Source organism: Alphaproteobacteria bacterium, assembly GCA_015231795.1.
Classification (GTDB): domain Bacteria; phylum Pseudomonadota; class Alphaproteobacteria; order Rhodospirillales; family WMHbin7; genus WMHbin7.
In genome coordinates this window covers 89,374-109,174 of the sequence record JADGAX010000010.1, presented here as the reverse complement: position 1 = coordinate 109,174, position 19,801 = coordinate 89,374, and the positions used below count along the sequence as shown (strand labels likewise).

Annotated in this window: 13 protein-coding genes; 9 read left to right on the top strand and 4 right to left on the bottom strand. The window is 56.6% G+C overall.

Annotation, left to right across the window (positions count from 1 at the left end):
- Nucleotides 1-1,173 (bottom strand): type IV secretory system conjugative DNA transfer family protein (locus HQL44_16195; protein ID MBF0270126.1); only part of this gene is annotated, 1,173 nt, incomplete at its 3' end.
- Between the two features lie 216 nt (nt 1,174-1,389).
- Here HQL44_16195 and HQL44_16190 point away from each other — a divergent pair.
- Entirely contained in the window at nt 1,390-2,472 is a 1,083-nt protein-coding gene (locus HQL44_16190) for a hypothetical protein (GenBank protein MBF0270125.1), read from the top strand.
- 3 nt (nt 2,473-2,475) lie between these two features.
- Here the strand turns inward: HQL44_16190 and HQL44_16185 are convergent, their stop codons facing one another.
- Together HQL44_16185 and HQL44_16180 are read right to left on the bottom strand one after the other, a co-directional pair.
- Entirely contained in the window at nt 2,476-3,624 is a 1,149-nt protein-coding gene (locus HQL44_16185) for a hypothetical protein (GenBank protein ID MBF0270124.1), read from the bottom strand.
- Between the two features lie 51 nt (nt 3,625-3,675).
- On the bottom strand, nt 3,676-4,332 hold the full coding sequence (locus tag HQL44_16180; GenBank protein ID MBF0270123.1) for a hypothetical protein: 657 nt from the start codon (nt 4,330-4,332) through the stop codon (nt 3,676-3,678).
- A gap of 287 nt (nt 4,333-4,619) precedes the next feature.
- Between HQL44_16180 and HQL44_16175 the strand changes: the two genes are divergently transcribed.
- Genes HQL44_16175 through HQL44_16150 form a run of 6 tightly spaced genes read left to right on the top strand, consistent with a single transcriptional unit; the run spans nt 4,620 to nt 15,435 of the window.
- Entirely contained in the window at nt 4,620-5,339 is a 720-nt protein-coding gene (locus HQL44_16175) for a hypothetical protein (GenBank protein ID MBF0270122.1), read from the top strand.
- Nucleotides 5,336-9,544 carry a DUF4347 domain-containing protein gene (locus HQL44_16170; GenBank protein ID MBF0270121.1) on the top strand — a complete coding sequence of 1,403 codons (4,209 nt, stop codon included), beginning with the start codon at nt 5,336-5,338 and terminating at the stop codon, nt 9,542-9,544. Before HQL44_16175 ends, HQL44_16170 begins: the two co-directional genes overlap by 4 nt.
- Before the next feature lie 11 nt (nt 9,545-9,555).
- A complete protein-coding gene (locus HQL44_16165) occupies nt 9,556-11,196 on the top strand; it encodes a TolC family protein (GenBank protein ID MBF0270120.1) in 1,641 nt (546 codons plus the stop codon).
- Nucleotides 11,193-12,002: an efflux RND transporter periplasmic adaptor subunit gene (locus HQL44_16160; protein MBF0270119.1), complete on the top strand. Its 810-nt coding sequence runs from the start codon at nt 11,193-11,195 to the stop codon at nt 12,000-12,002. The genes HQL44_16165 and HQL44_16160 overlap by 4 nt, the downstream gene beginning before the upstream one ends.
- On the top strand, nt 11,999-13,348 hold the full coding sequence (locus tag HQL44_16155) for an HlyD family efflux transporter periplasmic adaptor subunit (protein ID MBF0270118.1): 1,350 nt from the start codon (nt 11,999-12,001) through the stop codon (nt 13,346-13,348). The genes HQL44_16160 and HQL44_16155 overlap by 4 nt, the downstream gene beginning before the upstream one ends.
- Before the next feature lie 14 nt (nt 13,349-13,362).
- Nucleotides 13,363-15,435 carry a biotin/lipoyl-binding protein gene (locus tag HQL44_16150; protein ID MBF0270117.1) on the top strand — a complete coding sequence of 691 codons (2,073 nt, stop codon included), beginning with the start codon at nt 13,363-13,365 and terminating at the stop codon, nt 15,433-15,435.
- Between the two features lie 41 nt (nt 15,436-15,476).
- Here HQL44_16150 and HQL44_16145 read toward each other — a convergent pair whose 3' ends face one another.
- Nucleotides 15,477-17,048 (bottom strand): hypothetical protein, encoded by a 1,572-nt coding sequence (locus tag HQL44_16145; GenBank protein ID MBF0270116.1) that lies wholly within the window; start codon nt 17,046-17,048, stop codon nt 15,477-15,479.
- A 1,314-nt stretch (nt 17,049-18,362) separates the two neighbouring features.
- On the opposite strand from HQL44_16145, the gene HQL44_16140 reads away from it, so the two are divergent.
- Entirely contained in the window at nt 18,363-19,226 is an 864-nt protein-coding gene (locus HQL44_16140; protein ID MBF0270115.1) for a DNA-binding response regulator, read from the top strand.
- Nucleotides 19,223-19,801 carry a hypothetical protein gene (locus HQL44_16135; GenBank protein ID MBF0270114.1) on the top strand — a complete coding sequence of 193 codons (579 nt, stop codon included), beginning with the start codon at nt 19,223-19,225 and terminating at the stop codon, nt 19,799-19,801. The genes HQL44_16140 and HQL44_16135 overlap by 4 nt, the downstream gene beginning before the upstream one ends.

Here is a 19,801-nt window from a genome sequence, read left to right as displayed (position 1 = left end):
ACCACCATTCGCCAATCGCACAGCATGCCGCTGATCGTGCTGTCGGTGCGCGCCGTCGATAATCTCCTCCAACCGGACATCCGAATGACCGATGGCGGGCAACAGGAACGATGACGCCCAGACGCCGAGGCCACGCAAGGCCGAAGAGAAAATCGACGACCGTTCCTTGTCCGCCGCCATCAGCACCTGGCCGGGCATGCGTGCGATTTCCGGCACCGGCGAGCGCTCGGCAGCCACCATCAGCTTTGCGAAATCCTGGGGGTTCAGCGAGAATATCCGGCTTAACATTTCCAGATTGCGCAAATGCGCCGGAAAATGCTTGGCAATCAGCATCAGAAGGCTGGTGACGATCTGCCGTGCCCGCGTGTTCCAGTGGGGATCGACCCTCTGCTCGCCGGAATCGGTTGCGATAATCAAATTTGCCAGGGCCTGCGCCGCTTCAAAATATCCCGGGCGGTTCATATCGACGGCATCGAGCGGATTCAGCGCCTGCGTTTGCTCGGTCACCAAACGCCAGGGATCGATAATCAGCACCTTCTGGCCAAGGATGTCTCTGCGATATCCGGCGGTCAGTTTGGCGGCTTCTCCTTTTGGATCGACCACGACCACTGGGCCTGAATAGGACAACAGGGTCGGAATCACACAGGAAACACCCTTGCCGGAACCGGTCGAACCCAGCGTCAACAAATGACCTTCGCCATCATACAGAACGGGTTCGTCTTCCGCCTGTGTCCGGGGGTTTGCAGAATGGGAAAAACCCATCGGCTGCTTGTTGTCCGGGCGCGAATAACCCAGCAAGATCGAGGTGCCGTGATACAGGTTCGTGCCCGAAGAAATATACGAACGCGGCTCTATTGAAAACTGGTCAATTATGGAGCAGTCCAGTTCATCGCCCGTCCCTTCCGGCACGCCGGGATCGACGGATTCCTTGAAGCAATCCTCGACGATCTGATTGATGCAGTCGTCGGCCTCGAACCAGGGCGGAACATCGTCCAATGCGTAATTATATTGATAGACCAGCGCATCGAGAATGACATCATCGGCAACCAATTTGCGCCGCTCAGACTTGCCCGCAACGGGCGGCTCGACCGCCTCTTGAACCATCTCGTCCGGCTCGCCCTGCTTCGCGCGGGCATCGTCAAAAATCTGCGACAGGGGATCACTGAAATACATCAAAGAGACCTTTCTTAAAATTATTTACACTGAATAAATTCAATAAAGACCCCGCACGCGCTTTATGGCGCGTTTGCCAGCTTAGGGCAGTGTACCGAGAGGTTCTTAAGGCTGAAGAATGCTATTTCATCTGCTAGGCAAGTTGATACTATTGCCGTGAAGAAAGCTCTTCTGCTTCCGGCTTGGACCACATTTCGATTTGCTTGATCATCAAACATGAAAACTTCGAGCTCAAATGTCCCCCAACCTCTCCTCGGCCTTGCCGCAAGCGCCATCACGATTACGCTGTCCCTAGGCCTGTGCGCCCTGTTCGACGTTCTGCCCTTTCTAACCTGGGTTGCCTTTGTCACCACCTGCGCCATTCCGGCACAGATGGTCATGGGGCTGGTGTGGAACAACGCCTATCCAACATGCCTGAAAGACATGGCGCAGCCCTGGAAGGGGCTGGCGAATTTGGGATTGCTGACCTTGGCCTCGGCCATCATCTCGCCCCTGGTGCTGATGGTCACCAATGGCGGCATATCCATGCCAACCCCGTTCGCCATCATGTATGCCGTGCTGACGGTCGTTTCCTCGCTTTGGGTCGTCGTGGTCTTTCAGACATGGCCAATTGGCGGCATTGGCAGGCCACCCTTGGCCGTTGGGCTTGGTGTGATGGCCATGGCTTATCTTCTGGCTTGGCTGGTGTTTCGCTTCGCCTTCGATTACAGCGCCATGTCCGCAGCCCCTTACTATTCGCTATCGCTCGACCCACAAGGCGCGTTCCCGGCTTGGAATGCGCTTTCCTTCACGGTCACCACGGCCTTCACAATCATGATGCTGGCACTTCTGGATTTCTGGCCAGTCTCCGCCCTGGCTGCGAAACATCCTAGCCTTCAGCGGCAGCCGATTTTCGGCCTAACCGCCGGATTGCTGGTGCTGGCCGTTTCAGGTGCCATCTGGTGGGGCTTTGCCATCCTACTTGGCATGGACAAGGTGGATTATCTTGTTCGGGTGCCGGTATCGGGCATTTTCGGCACCGTGGTCATGCTCGTCTTGTTTCAGACCGCACCCTTCCAAACGGCTCAGCAGCCGCGCAAAGGCTTGCTGCTGATCGGTTGCGGCATCGTCGTTGCCGTCATCATGTATTATCTTTATGCCTTTGCGGCGGGGCTGATCGCTGGGTCGTTGCCCAAAGGCCCGCCCGGCCATGTTCTGGAATTGTGGCTTGCAACCGCCATGCTGTCGGTCACCTTCCCGCTGATGATCGCCTACTGTCAGGGTTTCGAATTCTGGCCGCTGATCCGGCGCAAGGAATAGCGCCTAGTCGCGCAGCAAGGTAACGGCGCTGGTCGAGAGCTTGCGCACCAGATCGCTTTGCTTCGCCGTTTCGGTCTTGCGGAAAATCCCCAGAAGCTGGGTCTTGGCGGTTGACAGCTTGATGCCCCTGGATTGCGCGTGATCCTCAAGGCTTTGGCCGCTCATCAGCGACTGAACCAGCGAAGACTCGGCCACCGACAAACCATAAAGTGCGGCCAGTCGGTTTTCAGGCGGAAGCGGCGTGGCCTCGGGGTCGGTCACGAACAGAACAGCCGAGGCGGATAGGCCTGTCACCTCGCCCTCCATCCTGGAAAGCGGCATCACGGCCACCGAAAGCGGCTGCTTGCCCGAGGGACGAGGCAGAGCCAAGGCCCCACCGCGATCCGCAGGAGACGCCAGCTTGCGCCGCTGCACCGCCGCCTGGATGATGCCTTGCAACATCGTGTTCTCGTTCGAGCGGGCGGCCAGCAGGCGGCCATTGGCAAGGCTCAAGCCATCCTTCTGCCTTAGAATAATCTCGGCGGCGGGGTTCTGGTGAACCACCTTGCCTTTGGCATCCAGCAGCAAGACGCCGAAGGCCATCTGCGCCATGGCGGCGAAGGCGCCGTTGCGCTCGCGGGCCAAGGCCGTCAGTTTTCCGGCCAGCCTTGCGGTGCGCGCCATGTGCGGCTTTAAGATATCAAACCGGCGGCATTCTTCGGGATCAAAGGCTTGGCCCCGGCGCGAGCGGAACACGCCCATCATGGTGATCATGTTGTCGGTCAGATTAACTGGCGTCCACATCGAATATTCGACATCGAAGGGGCGCATCCAATGCCGGTACAGATCGCTGGAACGCAGCTCATCCTCATGGATATGCTGCCTGCAAGTGATTGTGTTGCCAGCATGCTCAATGCCCACGGAGGCCCTGGGGTCGCTGGCGGCGTATTTATGGGAATAGTCCTCAAGCTCGTTTTTCATGGACTGGTTCGACACATTCAGAACCATCGAAAAATCGGGCAGATTGGCGATATAGAAATTGGCGTGCCCGGCGCCAAAGCGCTGCGCCATATCGTTCAAGAATTTGAACCAAAGGTCAGGCTCAACCGAGCAGTCATACAACTGCTCGATCAGTTCATCGAGATCGTCGCTCCCCGGCAGACCCAAACGCACAACCCTTTCGTTGTCAGGCGCATGCAACTATGGCAAGAACCAAGCCGCCTGTCATGGGCCGTTTTTACTTATCCCAACTTCAACCGGCGGAATCGAGGCCAGCAGCAAGGCCAACTCGGCCTGACGCCGGGTTTGGGTTTTTCTGAAAATGCTGAGCAACTGGGTGCGCACGGTGGCCCGCTTGATGCCCCTGGCGTCGGCGTGATCCTCGATCGACAGGCCCGCAAGCAGGGCCAGCACCAGCAGCGCCTCGGCCTGCGAAAAGCCATACATGTCTTGCAACTGGGCCTGGGTCAGGTGGCGATAACGGCTGGGTTCGCCCAGCAGCAGGGCGGCCAGACCGCTTTTCGGACCACCCACCGGCATCAACAGCAGGGGCAGCGGGCGCTCGCCCTGGTCACGCGACAGGCTTAAGCCGCCTGAGAATGAGTTAACCTCATCCTGATCTCGGCAGGCGCAGATCAGGGCGTTGCGAAGGCTTGGCGTTTCGGCCCGCTGCTGGGCGAACAGCCGCCCGTTCTGCAAGCAAAGCCCCTCGCCACGATTCAACACCTCGCGCCCGACCAGATTGGCATAGCGCACATGGCCCAACTCGTCGGCCAGGATGATGCCCAGCGACAAACGATTGAGAACTTCCAACGCCAAGGTGCCCAGGAATTCCGAGGCCAGCGGCCTGCGGCTTGCTTCCTCTGTTTCCATTTTATCCATCGCAAACCCCTCCCCTCTCGGACTTTTTCTTCCCAGGTCCAGGTAACACGCGAAAAAAGCGGGGTAATCCACCAAACGGTGGATTTCTTGAATACGGATAGATGGCAAAAGGTGTTTCACGATTCGCAATGGGCGGGGCGATAGGAGTTATCCGGCGGCAGGTTGGCGAGAGGGCCGAAATTCAAGTCTTTTTCGCGTGTAATATGTAAGTTGTCACCCCCCCGGTTGTGTTACTTAAGCATTGCTCCAAAAAGGGTGGGCATTTGGGGTGTAAAGGGGAGAAAACCATGGGATTGGCAGGCTGGATAATTGCGAGTATGGCGCTTCTTATCGCGTGCCTGTGTTTTTTGTTCTGCGCATCTTTGAGAGATGCCTCATGGTTTGCAAAGTTCAAAGAGGCGGCATCAGCTTTCCATTATTCTCTCAGTTTGCCAGTCGCTGTTGTCTTCGCATTGTTCACCTTAGTTGAAGGTAAGGCGGCATTAGGCCCTGTTATCGATGCGCTTTCTTCGAACGTTGCTAATCTATCACAATCCGTCAAAACGGTTGGGGAGACTCTCGCTGATGTGTCTACTCCCAGAGATTTTGCCGCAATTATGGATCAAAAAAAGGCTGCTGAAGACCAAGCTAGGCTTGCTATGGCGTCTCGGGATACATCTTCACCGGCTGTCGAGCCAACCCTTCCTGTAGTCGAGTCATCAGGCTGGCTTTATTTTGGTACGCAAGCCTATGGTCAAGTCACTTCACAATTTTTTGCACAGTCAAAGATTCCATCCGTTGGGGATACGATTTCACCTCTTGAGGATTTGAACATACGCACCAGTGAACCAAGAAAAATTAGTGAAGGTGTTTGGGTTAGGGGAGATGTCGTGGACTACGTGAAGAAGGGTGGGAAAGTCAAAGTCATTCAAGAATTCGCTGCAATTCCGACCCATATGGGCGAGGGGTATAAGTACATCTGGCTGAAGGTCAAGAAGCTTCCCGAGAAGAAGGAACCCACGAAATGACCCACGGCTGGCGGGAGTTTCAGACACCGAGCGTCCTTCGCCTGAACGCCATGGCGCTTGAGCCGCGCATCATGTTCGATGGTGCGGCGGTGGATACGGCGCAGGATGTGGCGGCGCAAGCGCCTGCCCCTGAACCGGCGCCTGTGCCCGAGGCGGCACCCGCCACCGCCCCTGTCGAAGTGGCCTTCGTCGATTCCAACGTGCAGGACTGGCAGACGCTGGTGGCGGGCATGCGCGAAGGGGTGGAAGTGCATGTGCTGGATGCCAACCAGGATGGCCTTAGCCAAATTGCCGAGGCGCTGAACGGGCGCAGCAATATCGACGCCATCCATATCGTCAGCCATGGGGCCGAGGGAGAAGTGGAACTGGGCAATATGGCGCTGTCGCTCTCCAACCTCGATCCGCGCGGGGCGGAATTGCAACAAATCGCCTCGTCGCTTTCCGCGAACGGCGACATTCTGCTTTATGGCTGCGATGTGGCGAACGGCGCCATCGGCAATGTGTTCGTCGAGCGCTTGGGCTTGATCACCGGGGCCGACATCGCCGCTTCGACCGACACCACTGGCACGCCCGGCAACTGGACGCTGGAGAAATCCACCGGCTCTATTGAGTCCGGCATCGTGGTTACCGCCTCGACGCAAATGGCCTATGGGCATGATCTGGCGTTTCCTGTGGGGGAAATCGGGAGTTTTGCGGGATCTTCTGAGGGAAGGTCAGTTGCCACCGATGCATTTGGCAACGTTTATGTTACTGGAGGATTCTATGGCACCGTTGATTTTGCACCAGAGTTAGGAACTGCCAGCCTGACAGATGCGGGAAACGGTGACATCTTCATTCAAAAATTCAATACCGGTGGCAGCTTGGTTTGGATTAGGTCGATTGGTGGTACGTCCAATGGCATTGGTACTGGCATCTCGGTGGATGGCTCGGGCAATGTCTACATCACGGGGCGTTTCCAAGGCACAGGAGATTTCGATCCGGGCGCGGGGGTAACCAGCCTGACCAGCGCTGGAAGCTACGATATCTTCGTCCTGAAGATGGATTCCAGCGGCAATTTCGTCTGGTCCAAGAGCATGGGCGGCACGGGTGAAGACAGAAGCCAAGGCATCGCAGTTGATGGTTCGGGTAATGTCTACACGACAGGGTATTTTTACGGCACAGCTGATTTCGACCCCGGGGCGGGGACAAGTAATCTGATAAGCAGCGCTGGCGGCTACAATGACATCTTCGTCCAGAAGCTCGATTCCAGCGGCAATCTGATCTGGGCCAAGTGCATGGGCAACACGGGTGAAGACAGAAGCCAAGGCATCGCCGTCGATGGTTCGGGTAATGTCTATACGACAGGGTATTTCTCTGGCACGGTCGACTTCGATCCTGGGGCCGGGGTAACAAATCTCAACGCTGGAAACGGCCGGGAATTCGTCCAGAAACTGGATACTGACGGTAACCTTGTCTGGGCCAAAAATATGGGTGGGGCTAGCGGAGCTGGCAATGACATCGCGGTGGACGGCGCGGGCAACGTCTACACAACAGGCGGCTTCGAGGGCACGGCTGATTTCGATCCCGGGGCCGGGGTGACGACCCTGACCAGCAATGGCAGTTCCGATATCTTCGTCCAGAAGCTGGATTCCAGTGGCAATCTGGTCTGGGCTAAGAGCATGGGCGGCACGGGAGGAGACTCTGGCGCGGGCATCGCGGTCGATGGATTTGGTAATGTCTACACGACAGGGAGTTTCTCTGGCACGGCTGATTTCGACCCAGGCGCAGGCGTTACAAACCTTTCTAGCCACCATCCTTGGGATTTTTATATTTCGAAGCTTGATGCAAGTGGTGGATTTTCATGGGCAAATGGCTTCGGGGCAACAGCTTGGAACGATGTTAATTATCAATACGGATACGGCATTGCCGTAGATAATATGGGCTGTATCCTTACTACTGGAACCTTCCGCAATGTAGTTGATTTTGACCCTGGGGCAGGGATTGCTCAATACGATGGAGGTGGATCAGGTGTTTTCGTTCTAAAGTTAGATAGCAGTGGGAGTTATTTATGGGCGGATGCCGCTGTTAATCAACAGCTAAGCTTTGGGCGGAAAGTCGCTGTCGATTCTGAAAGCAATATTTATTCGATCGGGAGTTTTCGAGGAACGTACGATTTCGACCCAGGGCCAGAAGCATATAACCTTACTAGTAACGGTATATATGACGTTTTTATCCAAAAACTGGACCGGTACGGCAAGCTGATTTGGGTGGAACGTTTTGGCGGTGTTGATTCCGATAATGGTTATGGTATCGCAGTTGACAGCGCTGGCTGTGTTTATGCGACAGGTTCATTTTATGACACTGTTGATTTTGATCCAGGATCTGCTGTTGCAAATCTTTCTAGTGCCCCTGGTAGTGGAGCAAGTACGTTTGTTTTAAAGCTTGACTCATCAGGAAGTATGGTTTGGGCAAAGGCTTTTAATACAGGCGCTTATAGCACTGGCCTTGATATCAAGGTAGATAACGCAGGCAATGTCTACACAACGGGAAATTTCCTGGGCACGGTCGATTTCGATCCAGGCGCGGGAACATTTAATCTCATTAGTAATGGAGGCTATGATGCTTTTGTTCTCAAGCTGGGTTCATCAGGAAACTTAATCTGGGCTGACAGTTTTGGTGGAAGCCTGAGCCATGATTATGGGCGAAGTATTGCTGTTGATGATTCAGGCAATGTTCACGCTACAGGGGCTTTCTACGGTACGGTGGACTTCGACCCTGGGGCTGGAACTAGTAACTTAGTAAGTTCAGGCCAGGATGCATACGTCATAAAACTTGATCCTTTGGGTGCCCTGATTTGGGTCAAGGGTGTGGGAGAGGATGGTTATGGCATTGCTGTTGATTCCTCCGGAAATGTGTACTTCACAGGAGAATTTTACGGCACAGAGGACTTCGACACCGGAGCGGGGACAAATAATTTAACCTCCGCTGGGTGGGGAGACGTCTTTATTGAAAAATTAGATTCCTCAGGGAATTTTGTTTGGGCCAAGAGCATGGGGGGAACTGGGTATGATTTTGGTGATGATGTCTCTGACAGAGGCACTGATATTGCGGTTGATAGATTAGGGAACATCTTCACAACTGGCTTTTTCCAGGGCACGGCAGATTTTGATCCCGGTGTAGGAGTTAGCAATCTAAGCAGTGCGGGGGCTGGCGATGTTTTTGTCCAAAAGCTTGATTCCGGCGGTAACTTGGTTTGGGCGAAGTCGATGGGCGGCACCAGTTCTGATTATGGGCAGGGTATTGCTTTGGATGGCACCGGAAACGTGATTATATCCGGGTGGATTAGGAAGACCGCAGATTTTGATCCAGGAGCAGGAACGGCAAATCTGACAACGAGTGGTTGGTCAGCATTTGTTAACAAGCTTGATTCATCCGGCAATCTCTGGGTTGCCCCAACGGCGACATCAAACACAACATCAAACAATGCGGGCGTCGTCTTGGCGGCCACGCAGCCCTTTAATTTCTCACCTGCATTTGCGCGCATGGGCGGTGATGGGCCAAGCGGGAATTTTGGTGGCCGGATGGGTGATGCTGGCCCCTTCTCTGCCTCGATCAGTGGCATGAGCTTTGGCAGCTTCGCATCCTTTGGCTCGCCACTGTCCGTGTCTTCTTCCCTTGCCGCACCGCCTGCCACCATCACCGGCAGTTTCGCCATGGGCAACGAGGCACCCAGCGGCCTTGTGGGGGCACTCGCCAAGTCGATCACGGCACCTTCTTCCAATTCCTCCGGCGGGCCTTCCGCCTTTGCGCCCGGCTCTGGCTCGCCAGCAGGTGGCGGAACAGGCGGCGGCGGTTCCGCCTTCTCGGCACCATCGCCGATGAGCGGCGGCGGCTTTGGCGGATCGAATTTCACCGGCGGCCTGTTGGGTGGTACGGGCGGCATGGGCGGTGTTCCCTCGCTGTTCAGCAGCCTGGGCAATGGAATCCAGGGCGGAGAAAATCAGGGGCCGTTGGCGGAGCGTGGCACCCAGCCAGCCCCCACCGCAGGCGGAGCGACCGGGCTTGGCCCGCAGGCTTCGTTGTCGGCACCTGAAATGCAATCTGGTCCCATCGCCTTCCAGACCCAGTTGCGCAACATGGCCTTCGCGCATGAGGCGGATACGGCTGCCCTGCTGGCTGCCGTGGCGTCGCTGGATGCGCCAACCGTTCAAGCATCGATTCTTTAGGGGGAATGACCGTGCGTTCGAAATCGTTGCTGAAAACAGGAACCGCCTTGGTTCTGGTCTTGGGGCTTTCCGCCTGCGCTGGGCTGAACCCGCTTACGGAAACCGACATCCAGGCCCGTATCGATTCCGACCGCTCTGCCCTGTTTACCAACCAGGAGCCGGTGGCGGGGTCTATCTCGCTGGCCGAGGCGACGGCCCGCGCCCTCAAATACAATCTCGACCATAAGCTCAAGGTAATGGAAACCGCCCTGGCCCAGGGCGAGGCCGATATCGTGGGCTGGGACATGTTGCCCCGCGTGGCAGCCAATGCGGGCTATACGGCGCGTTCGAACGAGGCGGGCGCTTCGTCGAAGTCGCTGATCTCGGGGTCGCAATCGCTGGAATCTTCAACCTCGACCGAAAAAGCCTTCGAGACCGCCAATCTGTCGGTGGCCTGGAACGTGCTGGATTTTGGCGTCACCTATCTGCGCTCGAAGCAGCAGGCGGATCGCAAGCTGATCGCCGAGGAACGCAAGCGCAAGGTGGTCCACAATATCGTGCAGGACGTGCGCTATGCCTGGTGGCGGGCCTTGAGTGCCCAGCGTCTGTTGCCCAAGGTGGACAATCTGCAAAAGCAGACCCAGGCAGCATTGGCCGATTCGCGGGCCGCCGTTGGCCGCCAGTTGGCCTCGCCCGCCCAGGCGCTCGATTACCAAATGACGCTCTTGGAAACCCTGCGTCAGGTGGGGCAGTTGAAGCGCGATCTGGAATTGGCCAAGGCCGAATTGGCGGCGCTAATGAATTTGGCCCCCGGAACTTCCTATGGTCTTGCCGATCCCGGAGACAAGGGCTTCGTGGTACCGGAACCGCCGGGCAATCTTTCCGATATCCAGCAGACGGCGCTGATGAACCGCCCGGAACTGCGCGAGGAAGACTACAACCAGCGCATCTCGGCCACCGAAACCAACAAGGCGCTGTTGCGCCTGTTGCCTGGGTTAGAAGCAAGCAGCGATCTGCAATACAGCGGAAACTCCTTCCTCTATCACCAAAGCTGGATCGAGGGCGGGCTGAAGCTGACCTGGAATCTGATGAGTCTGGCCAGCGCCTATCCCAATTACAAGCTGAACGAGGCCAGGGAGGATCTGGTCAAGTCGAAGCGTCAGGCCTTAGGCATGGCGGTGCTGACCCAGGTGAATGTGTCCTGGATGCGCTATCGCATGGCGCTGGAGGATTTCAATCTGGCCCGCGAGATGAACGATGTGGCAGGCAAGCTGCGCGTTCAATCGGAAGCGGCGCAAAAAGCGCAGGGGGAAAGCGGGTTGGAAGCTATACGGCGGTCCAGCAAGGCCATGTTTGTCGAATTGCAGCGTGATGTGGCCTTTGCCGAACTTCAAAATGCCGCCGGGCGCATGTATGCCTCGGCTGGCCTTGATCCTCTCCCTGAAAAACTATCCGCCAACGATCTGCCCACGGTGACAGCCGAAGTGGAAAAGATGCTGGCTGGCTGGGAGCGCGGGCAGTTGGCAAGCAAAAGCGAAGCGGCGAAAGTAGCGATTGCTGAGCCTGCCAAGGTGGAAGACGCAAAGACGGTTCCGGCCAAATCCACAGCCCCCCTTGGCGGACAGGCCGCCTACAGCTTCGATGACATGGCGGGTTGGATCGGCCTGAAATGATCCGTCCTTCGGTTGCGGTTTTGGCGCTGGCGGCCCTGTCCATTTCCTTTCAGGGCCAGGCGCAGACGGTCGCTCCGAAGCCCGGCGCTCAACCGGCCTCTTCGGTTCAAGCCCCAGCTTCCGCTCCTGTGCTGGCAACCGATGCGCCGTCTCGCATCCGAGCGCTGCTGGTGCCGCGCAATGAATCCGCCCTTTCTGTCCAGATCGCCGCCATCATTGCCGAAATGCCCGTGCGCCCCGGCGAGCGTTTCAAGAAGGGCGACGAGTTGGTCCGCTTCGATTGCTCGATGCAGAAGGCCGAGCAGCAAAAAGCGCAGGCCGAAGCGGTGGGAGCGCGCAAAACCTTGGCCGTGAAGCGCGAACTGGTGAAGCTGAATTCCATCAGTCAGCTTGAAGTGGCACTGGCCGAGGCAGACGCCGCCAAGGCCGAAGCCCAGGTGGCGCTGGCCAGCGCCGTCATTGCACAATGTCTGCTGAAAGCGCCCTATGATGGGCGCGTGGTCGAGGTTCGGGCCAGGGCACATGAAAGCACCCAGCCCGGCCAGAAGCTGATGGAGATAGTCGAGGAATCCGATCCCGAGATTGAAGCTATCGTGCCATCGCGTTGGCTGGAATGGCTGAAGCCGGGGGCTGGCTTCACCATCAAGATCGAAGAGACGGGCAAAAGCTATGCCGCGCAAGTGACCAAGCTGGGAGCCAGGGTGGATGCCGTCAGCCAATCGGTCAAGATTTACGGCGGGCTGAAGGCCAGGGCAGCGGAATTGATGCCCGGCATGAGCGGTGAAGCGGTGTTCGCCAAGCCATGAACCACCAAGCGCCCCAGAACCAAACACAAGACAGGTTGGCGGTTCTGTTGGGGCTGCAAAGGGACGCGCGCGGGGCGGGTGGATTGACCGGCTTTGGCTTCATCGCCGTCAACCGCGTTCAGCGCCTGCTTCCTTGCTCCATGGCCTCATTGTGGATCGCGGGGCCGCTAGGCGTTCAGGTGATTTCCGTTTCCGGCGTGCCGACGCCCGATGCCGATGCGCCTTTCGTGCAATGGCTGAAGGCGCTGGTCGCTTCGGCAAAGACGCTTGAAAACGTCAAGAAAATCTCGGTCCTTACCGCTGGCATGGTTTCCGGCTTGGCCGCTGAGGATTGGCCTGAGTGGTCACCCCCCTACCTTTTGTGGGTGCCCTTCCTGCATCCCGGCACCGGCGATTTGATCGGCGGCCTTGTCTTGGCGCGAAGCGATCCCTGGCCGCAGGGCGAAATGGTGCTGGCCGAGAGTCTGGCCAGCGGTTTCGCCGAAACCCTGCTGCGATTTCTTCCGCGCGAGCATCGATTGTTTCCGAAATTGAAGACCAAGCGGGCGCGTTTATGGGCGCTAGGCCTTTCCGTCGCCGTGCTGCTGTTTCCCGTCCGCCAATCGGTGGTGGCGCAGGCCGAGATAGCGCCCCGCGATCCCATCGTTCTGGCCGCCCCCCGTGAAGGCGTGGTGGCTGCCTTTCATGTCGCCCCCAATCAAGCCGTAGCCGAGAACGATCCCGTCTTCAGCCTGGACGATACGGAATTGAAGGCCCGCCATGAAGTGGCTCTGAAAGAATTGGCAGTGGCCGAGGCAGAGCATCAGAAGGCCAGCTTCTCGGCCTTTGAAAGCCCGCAAGCTAAGGCAGAACTGGGGGTTCTGGAAAGCCGCATCGCCAAGGCCAGGGCCGAGGCGGAATTCGCAGGAAGCCTGCTGGAACGCGGCCTCGTGCGCGCCCCCAAGGCGGGAATCGCCGTCTATTCCGATCCCAACGACTGGATCGGCAAGCCGGTGCGCACCGGCGAGCGGATCGCCACCCTGGCAGATTCATCCAAGGCGGAAATCCAAGCCTGGGTGCCGGTGGCCGACGCAATCGTTCTGGAACCCGGCGCTGATGTGCGGATGTATCTCAACACAGCGCCGCTATCGCCCCTGTCGGCCACGACCACAAGTTCCGCCTATGAAGCGACGCTGACGCCAGAACGTATCTTGGCTTACCGGGTGCGCGCCGTTCTGGACGCTGGCGAGGATGTGCCGCGTGTCGGCTTAAAGGGCACCGCCAAGCTGTATGGCTCACGCGTGCCCTTGATCTATTACCTGTTGCGCCGTCCCCTGGCGGTGGCCCGGCAATGGTCGGGACTGTAGCCCAACTTCCGCCCTTGCGCTCCGACATCGCCCTGGTGCCGGGGCCGATGGACGATCACGGCTGGCCCACTTATACGCTGCACGATCCGGTGCGCCATCGCTTCTACCGTCTGGGCTGGAGCGAATTTGAAATCCTGGTCCGCTGGGGCGGAACCGTTGCCGATCTATTGAAGCGCCTGACTTCTGAAACCACCCTGTCCTTGGACGAAGAGCATATCAAGGCCATGTCCGCTTTTCTGGCCCGCTATGGCTTGCTGCAACCATCGCCCGACATGCCGGTGCCGCCGGAACCCGACAAGCGAAACTGGCTGCTCTGGCTGCTGCATCATTATCTGTTCTTTCGCATTCCCTTGCTAAGGCCCGAGTCTTGGCTGAAGCGTCTGGCCCCAAAATGCGGCCTCTTCTTCAAACACCGCTTCTGGATGGCGACAGCGATGGCCGGGCTGGCCGGTTTGTTTCTTGCCATGCGGCAATGGGAGAGTTTCAAGACGACCTTTCTCTACATGTTCAGCCTGGAAGGAATCGTCTGGTACGGGCTGGCGCTCACTCTGGCCAAGCTGCTGCATGAACTGGCCCATGCCGTGACCTTGCGAAGGTTAGGGGGGCAAGTGCCCACCATGGGTGTCGCCTTCCTGGTTCTTTGGCCGATGCTCTATACGGAAACCAGCTCCTCATGGCTGCTGCGCAGAAAGCGCGACCGCTTGGCCGTGGGGGCGGCGGGCATTCTGGTTGAACTGGCTCTGGCGGCCTGGGCCGTGCTGGCCTGGGGCTTGCTGCCGGATGGCCCGGCCCGGATGGCGGCCTATCTGCTGGCCACGGTTACCTTGGCCGGAACGCTCACCATCAATGCCAGCCCATTGATGCGCTTCGACGGCTACTATCTTCTTTCGGACGTCTTCGGCATCGCCAATCTTCAGGAACGCGGCTTTGCCTTGGCCAGATGGCGCTTGCGCCAAGGACTGCTGGGGACTTCTGAACAAGCGCCGGAAACTCTTCCCCCGAAGCGGGAAGCCGTCTTTCTGATCTGGTCGGTTGCTGCCTGGGTCTATCGCTTCATCCTGTTCTTCGGCATTGCGCTTCTGGTCTACTACATGGCTTTCAAGGCACTGGGCATCATTTTGATGGCGGTTGAAATTGGCTGGTTTATCGGCCTTCCCATCTACCGGGAAGCCAAAGTCTGGTGGGACAGTCGCAAGCATCTTTCCTGGAACAAGCGCAACCGGACTTCGGCAATTCTTGGCGGGGCGGTCCTGTTGCTGCTTTTGCTGCCCTGGCGCACCAGCGTTGAAGCTCCCGCCTTGCTACAGGTGTCGCAACGGCAGACGGTGCATGCGGCGCATGCCAGCCGCGTTGTCGCCTTGCATGTCAAGGAAGGCCAGGATGTAGCGCCAGGCCAGTTGTTGCTGGAACTGGACGCCCCCGATCTGGTCCATAAGCGCGATCAGGCGACGCGAAGCGCCCATGAAATGACTTGGCGGCTTCAGCGTTCCGGAACCAGCGCAGACCATCTTGAAGAACGGCGCGTCGCCGAGAGCGGCCTTGAATCATCGAAGGCGGACGAAACAGGCGTCGAAGCCTTGCTGTCGCAAGGAAAGATCGTTGCCCCCTTCGCGGCGCGCGTTCTCGACCTTAACAACAGCCTTTCCCCTGGGCGTTGGCTGGGGCCGGACGAGCCGCTGTTTCTGTTGGCAGGGTTTGCTGGCGATGGAATCGAGGCCATGGTTAGCGAGTCTGACATGGGCCGGATCATTGAATCCGCCAGCGCCGCCTTTATTCCGGAAGACCCGGCGTTGCCCCACGTGGAGGCGAAGGTTGAGGCCATCGATCCCGGCAGCCAGAAGCGTCTGACGCTGCCCTATCTGGCTTCGATCCACGGCGGGGGCGTGGCGGTGGACGAAGAACCCGGCACCGGCAACCTGATACCCCGGGAGACTGTTTTCAGGGTGCGTCTGAAGCCGACGGAAGTTGCCAGCCTGCCGCCAAGGGCCATTCGAGGCACGGTACGCATCGACGCGGACAGGCAGTCCCTGCTTCTTTCCACCCTGCGCCATGCCATGGCCGTGGTGTTGAGGGAGAGCGGGTTTTGATGACCTGAGCCACAAGCATCAGCAAATTTGCAAGAATAGAATTATGCAAGACTGTTGCTGCCCAAACGCTTGCTAATATTAGCTGCTTTCTCACGTATCACCTTTTGCACAAAAGGCGCCAGTTCAGTTGCCAGCCGTTCCGCTTCGGCGATTTTCTCGCGATTGGGAAGGCCGTCGAGGAAATTGGCGATCCTTTCTTTGGTTTCAGAAGACATTGCTTCTATCTTCGCAACCTCTTCAGGCGCCGTATTGCCATAGATGAAAAAATTCTTGCCGCTTTCATCCTTCTTCTTGCGCCTAAGAAGTCCCCCCTGCGCCCAAAGCTGGGCGGCATAGGCGAACGCAACTTGTGCATCAACCTGGGCTTTCTCAGTTGCCTCGGCAGCCGCCAATTTAGCCGCCTGCTCAGCCTTAGCTGTCACGACCTCACTGACGCGCTGGTCTAGGGTCTTCAAGTCAGACTTGACCCATGATGCTTGGGCCAGAATGAGTTTATGGCGCTGTTGGGCACCCGCATCTTGCTTAGCTTCCGAACGAAGTTTAGGGTGACCCTGTTTGTCAAAAAACAAGTCGTCTCTTATCCACGCGTTCATCGCCAGTTCTTTGCCCTTTTGTGTCTCCAAGAGTGCCTGGGCTTGTTTCTCGTAATTCTCTGCTTCACTCTTTGCCTTCGATGCCTGTTTGTTGAGCCATTCTGTCGTCGTGGCCACACTATCCAGATTTAACCTTTCGTTTCTTGAATACTCAGCCACAAATTCTTCTTCGTCCTTTGCCTTGGTCAGAATTTCATTTGCCTTTCTTTCCGTCTCCCTTGCCAATTTCAGTGTGCGGGCAGTGCGTTCAGCGGCGGCCTTCTCCATCCGCCATTCCTGACGTGTCAGTCGGCGGCGGCGAGGCCCGAACCTAGTCAGGCCGTGTTTTATGCTGACATTTTCATAATAGTCTTTTTGCCAGCCCAGCATCGCTTCGCGGTATTTTTGGTTTGGAATTTTTCCGGGCTCATTATTTTGGATCGCCTCTTGCTTTGCGGAAAATCCCGGGTGGGTATTTTTGGCATTTAGCCTTGGATCTGCCATTGGAACCGAAAGCACATGTACGTGTGGATGCGCCTCATCTGTGTGTTCCAGAATCATTAACACCTCCAGTCCGCGCAGCCTCGCGTTTTTCTGAGCCCACTCAACAGTGTCGTCGCGCCACGAAGAATAACTCTTAACATCGTCTGGATTTTTGAGACATGGACGCTCTTCGCCTATATGGCCAAGCGGTGCCGCTTGAGTATATGCCGGGTGCGAAAACACCATCGATTCGAGGACATGAGTGTCTTTTCTGATTTTCGGCATCCCCTTCAGTTTTAATCTGGCATTCGCCTCTTCAACGATATTTTCAAACACGTTGAGAAGGTTACCTGTGGAGGTGTCCGCTCCAATAAATAAACAATTCGGTGGCTGAGGATTTAGGACGTGGGGCGCATTTCCGGGAGCGCGGATCGATTCAAGAATAATGTCGCGTGCGGAACGTGCGCCATCAGCGACGGGGCGCTTTACATTTTTGTGGGGCACCCGATTTCCGCGAAGGGAAAAGGTGCTGATGTGCGCAAACTGAAAGCCGCCCACGAGTTTCTCCTTCCGCGGAAAAAGGGGTCCAGGGGAATTTCCCCTGGCCGACGATTTCGTTATAATCAGTAGATAAATACGAAATCTTAGTCGGTCACTAAGATTTTAATAACATCCTTTACTTTTAACGTCAAGAGACATAAAATTCTCTTTCAAGAAGCGAGATTAGCCACCTTACTTTTGGTGCAGAGGAAAGCACCCTCAAGTGTTTTAAGACAGAAAAATACAAAAATCCGTCCAACAAATTTCAGTTAGGAATTGCTACTTTCTGGCAGCAGGGTCCAACTTTTATGATGTTTTTCTAAAACGCCTTGCTGACTGCAATCGGAATAAAAGTACGCGCTGCGACCGACAAAATTGGAAGCGCACTGACCCAAGAAAGCCGTCATTAATGTTGGCGAGCGAATCGGCAATGACCTCCCAGGAAGATGTTGAGAGGCGAGTATGAGAGCTGGCGGCTGAAGCAAAAAAATGTTGAAGCCTAACTTGGGGGCGGTATTAATATGCATTTATGCTGTGTGCCGAAAACTACCGCCTGTAATGCATGATGCGGAATTTCTGAATTGTTTCTGACGACGATTTTTCACACTTTCCACCGAACTGCCATTTAATTTTTTCAACCACCTTGCCGGTTCTCGGGCGTGAGAAAAATGCGGTTGTCGGTTATTATTGTGAATTAAGTAGAACATCCTCAAGAAAACCTGAGACATGAGCGCGGCATTTTTGATTCACGAAATCCGGCGCGCCATGAGGGGCGAGAAAAATGCAGTATGCATTTTCAACATTGACGTGCTATCGGTTGGGAATTCAAAAAAAGGCGATGTAATTGAATAATTAAACAGCGCAGTCTCTTTCAAGATTTCTCACATCTGGAGGAGAAATCTCCTGTTTCGATGGAGCCTGGGATGGCCGATCACCGTTCGAGCGCCATCCGCCCGTTGGCGTGGCGCCGAAAGAATAGGCAGTTCGCCGACCCTGGCAAAGGCGCCAAGACCGACGCCACAATCTACCGTCCAATCGAAACCGCCACGTTGAGCGGCCTTGTTCCACAGACCTGACTACGCACGGCGACCATCCTCAACTGGCGGAAGCATTACTGAGGTCAGGCCCCAACGCCCATGCCAGCCAGCCTCGCTCGCCGGGCTAAAGCCCCTCTCTCACCGCTGGATTTTTATGGTTCAAGCACCAGATTGCATTTCACCCCAAAGATAGTTACAATTAAAGAGAGCATCTCCGGGGCTTGACGCCCGGCTCGGCGGTTTTATCTCGCCAGAAAGGCGTCAGGATGAGAAGGCTATAGGGAAAGGGGAGACGATGAGCCAATTGGAGGGAACCGTCGGCATAAAGCCGGTAGCCGACGCCCCCAGCAGAGGTGTGGCTACAGCAACCCCGTTGCGCAAAAGACGCCTCCGCAACGGCGAACTTTACCAGCGTGCCCCTGAGATAGAGACGCTCATCATTGAACTAGCTGCCTTGCCGCAGGAAGAGCTAATCGCCAGGGCAGCAATCACAAATCGTTCTGATCCGGGCTATGTCCCCAGCGAATGCCTCGTCTATTTCATACGAGCAAGCCGCTACGATAACAATGGCAAGTGGTTCGAACGCCTCTATAAACTTCTGATCGAACGGGTGCTGCGTAGCTTGCCCAAGGCGGAAAACAATGATGGCGTGACGGAATCGCTGACACGCGGGGTTGTACGAGACAAAGTGTCCGACCTATTCGTCGAACTCCTTGCGGCTGATCGAATCAACTATGTTGATAAGCTAGACTATTTCGAAGTTCGCTTCGATGGCGCGCTGGCAAGTCTACGGCGAGACGCACAGAAAAAAGCCTGGCGCGACGCGAATCGGTCCCAGCCCCTCGAATATGACGAAGAGAGTGGCGAGCTGTCACCCGAGGTAGAGGAGGCCGCCGCTAGAGCCTCCGAACCATTCGAAGTGTCAGATTTCGACAATCCTGCTTACCGGTTACGCCTAGATACAGCGATTGAAGCTTTACCAACAGAACAAGGCAGGATCATTCAGATGCTCAGACTAGGCTTCCCCATCGACTCCCAGGAACCGGACGTCATGACCATTGCCAAGACCCTAGGCCGCTCCGAAAAAACCGTCCGAACCTACCGCGACAAGGCCGTGGTTACCCTGCGTGCTGCGATGACCGATGGAGAAAAGCGGTGAGCCCGGCTGGCGAACGTCCAACCCTTGAGTCCGTGCTAGATGCATTCGCTGTCGAAAGCGAGCCTGGCCGCTCGACCTTGGAACACTATCTGCGGTTATACCCAGAATATGCTGGAGAGCTCATTGACCTTTCTTATGAACTCAGCCGCGTGGCTTGCGATGAAGCCGCGCCCCTCTCTTCTGCCGATCAAGCGCTGATCGATACGGCATGGTCAAAACATGCAAAGGCTGTCCCAGCAGATGCAGCCGACCCTTTTGCGGCATTAACAGTCGATGACTGGCGAACAGTCGCCCAGCGCATGAATATTCCTCGGCAGGTTGTGACCTCATTACGAGAACGAAGGGTCGTTCTCGCTAGCGTCCCGCGACGCGTCCTGACGATGCTGGCGGAGACGATGCGCTGCTCTGTCGCGCAGTTGGAGTCATCTTGGGGTTCGGCTCAAATGGCCGGGGCGCGCAGCTATAAAGCCGACAACAAGCCGATGGTTGGCGAACAGGTCACCTTCGAGCGAGTGCTAATCGAAGCCAACGTTCCGGCCGAGAGGCGCGCCCAGCTGTTGGCGGAGGCAGACTGA

Bases quoted from the DNA above. Each gene is read 5' to 3' on its own strand.
- HQL44_16155 (MBF0270118.1), top strand. From the start codon at position 11,999: ATGAACCACCAAGCGCCCCAGAACCAAACACAAGACAGGTTGGCGGTT.
- HQL44_16180 (MBF0270123.1), bottom strand. From the start codon at position 4,332: ATGGATAAAATGGAAACAGAGGAAGCAAGCCGCAGGCCGCTGGCCTCG.
- HQL44_16175 (MBF0270122.1), top strand. From the start codon at position 4,620: ATGGGATTGGCAGGCTGGATAATTGCGAGTATGGCGCTTCTTATCGCG.
- HQL44_16190 (MBF0270125.1), top strand. From the start codon at position 1,390: ATGAAAACTTCGAGCTCAAATGTCCCCCAACCTCTCCTCGGCCTTGCC.
- HQL44_16160 (MBF0270119.1), top strand. From the start codon at position 11,193: ATGATCCGTCCTTCGGTTGCGGTTTTGGCGCTGGCGGCCCTGTCCATT.
- HQL44_16170 (MBF0270121.1), top strand. From the start codon at position 5,336: ATGACCCACGGCTGGCGGGAGTTTCAGACACCGAGCGTCCTTCGCCTG.
- HQL44_16140 (MBF0270115.1), top strand. From the start codon at position 18,363: ATGAGCCAATTGGAGGGAACCGTCGGCATAAAGCCGGTAGCCGACGCC.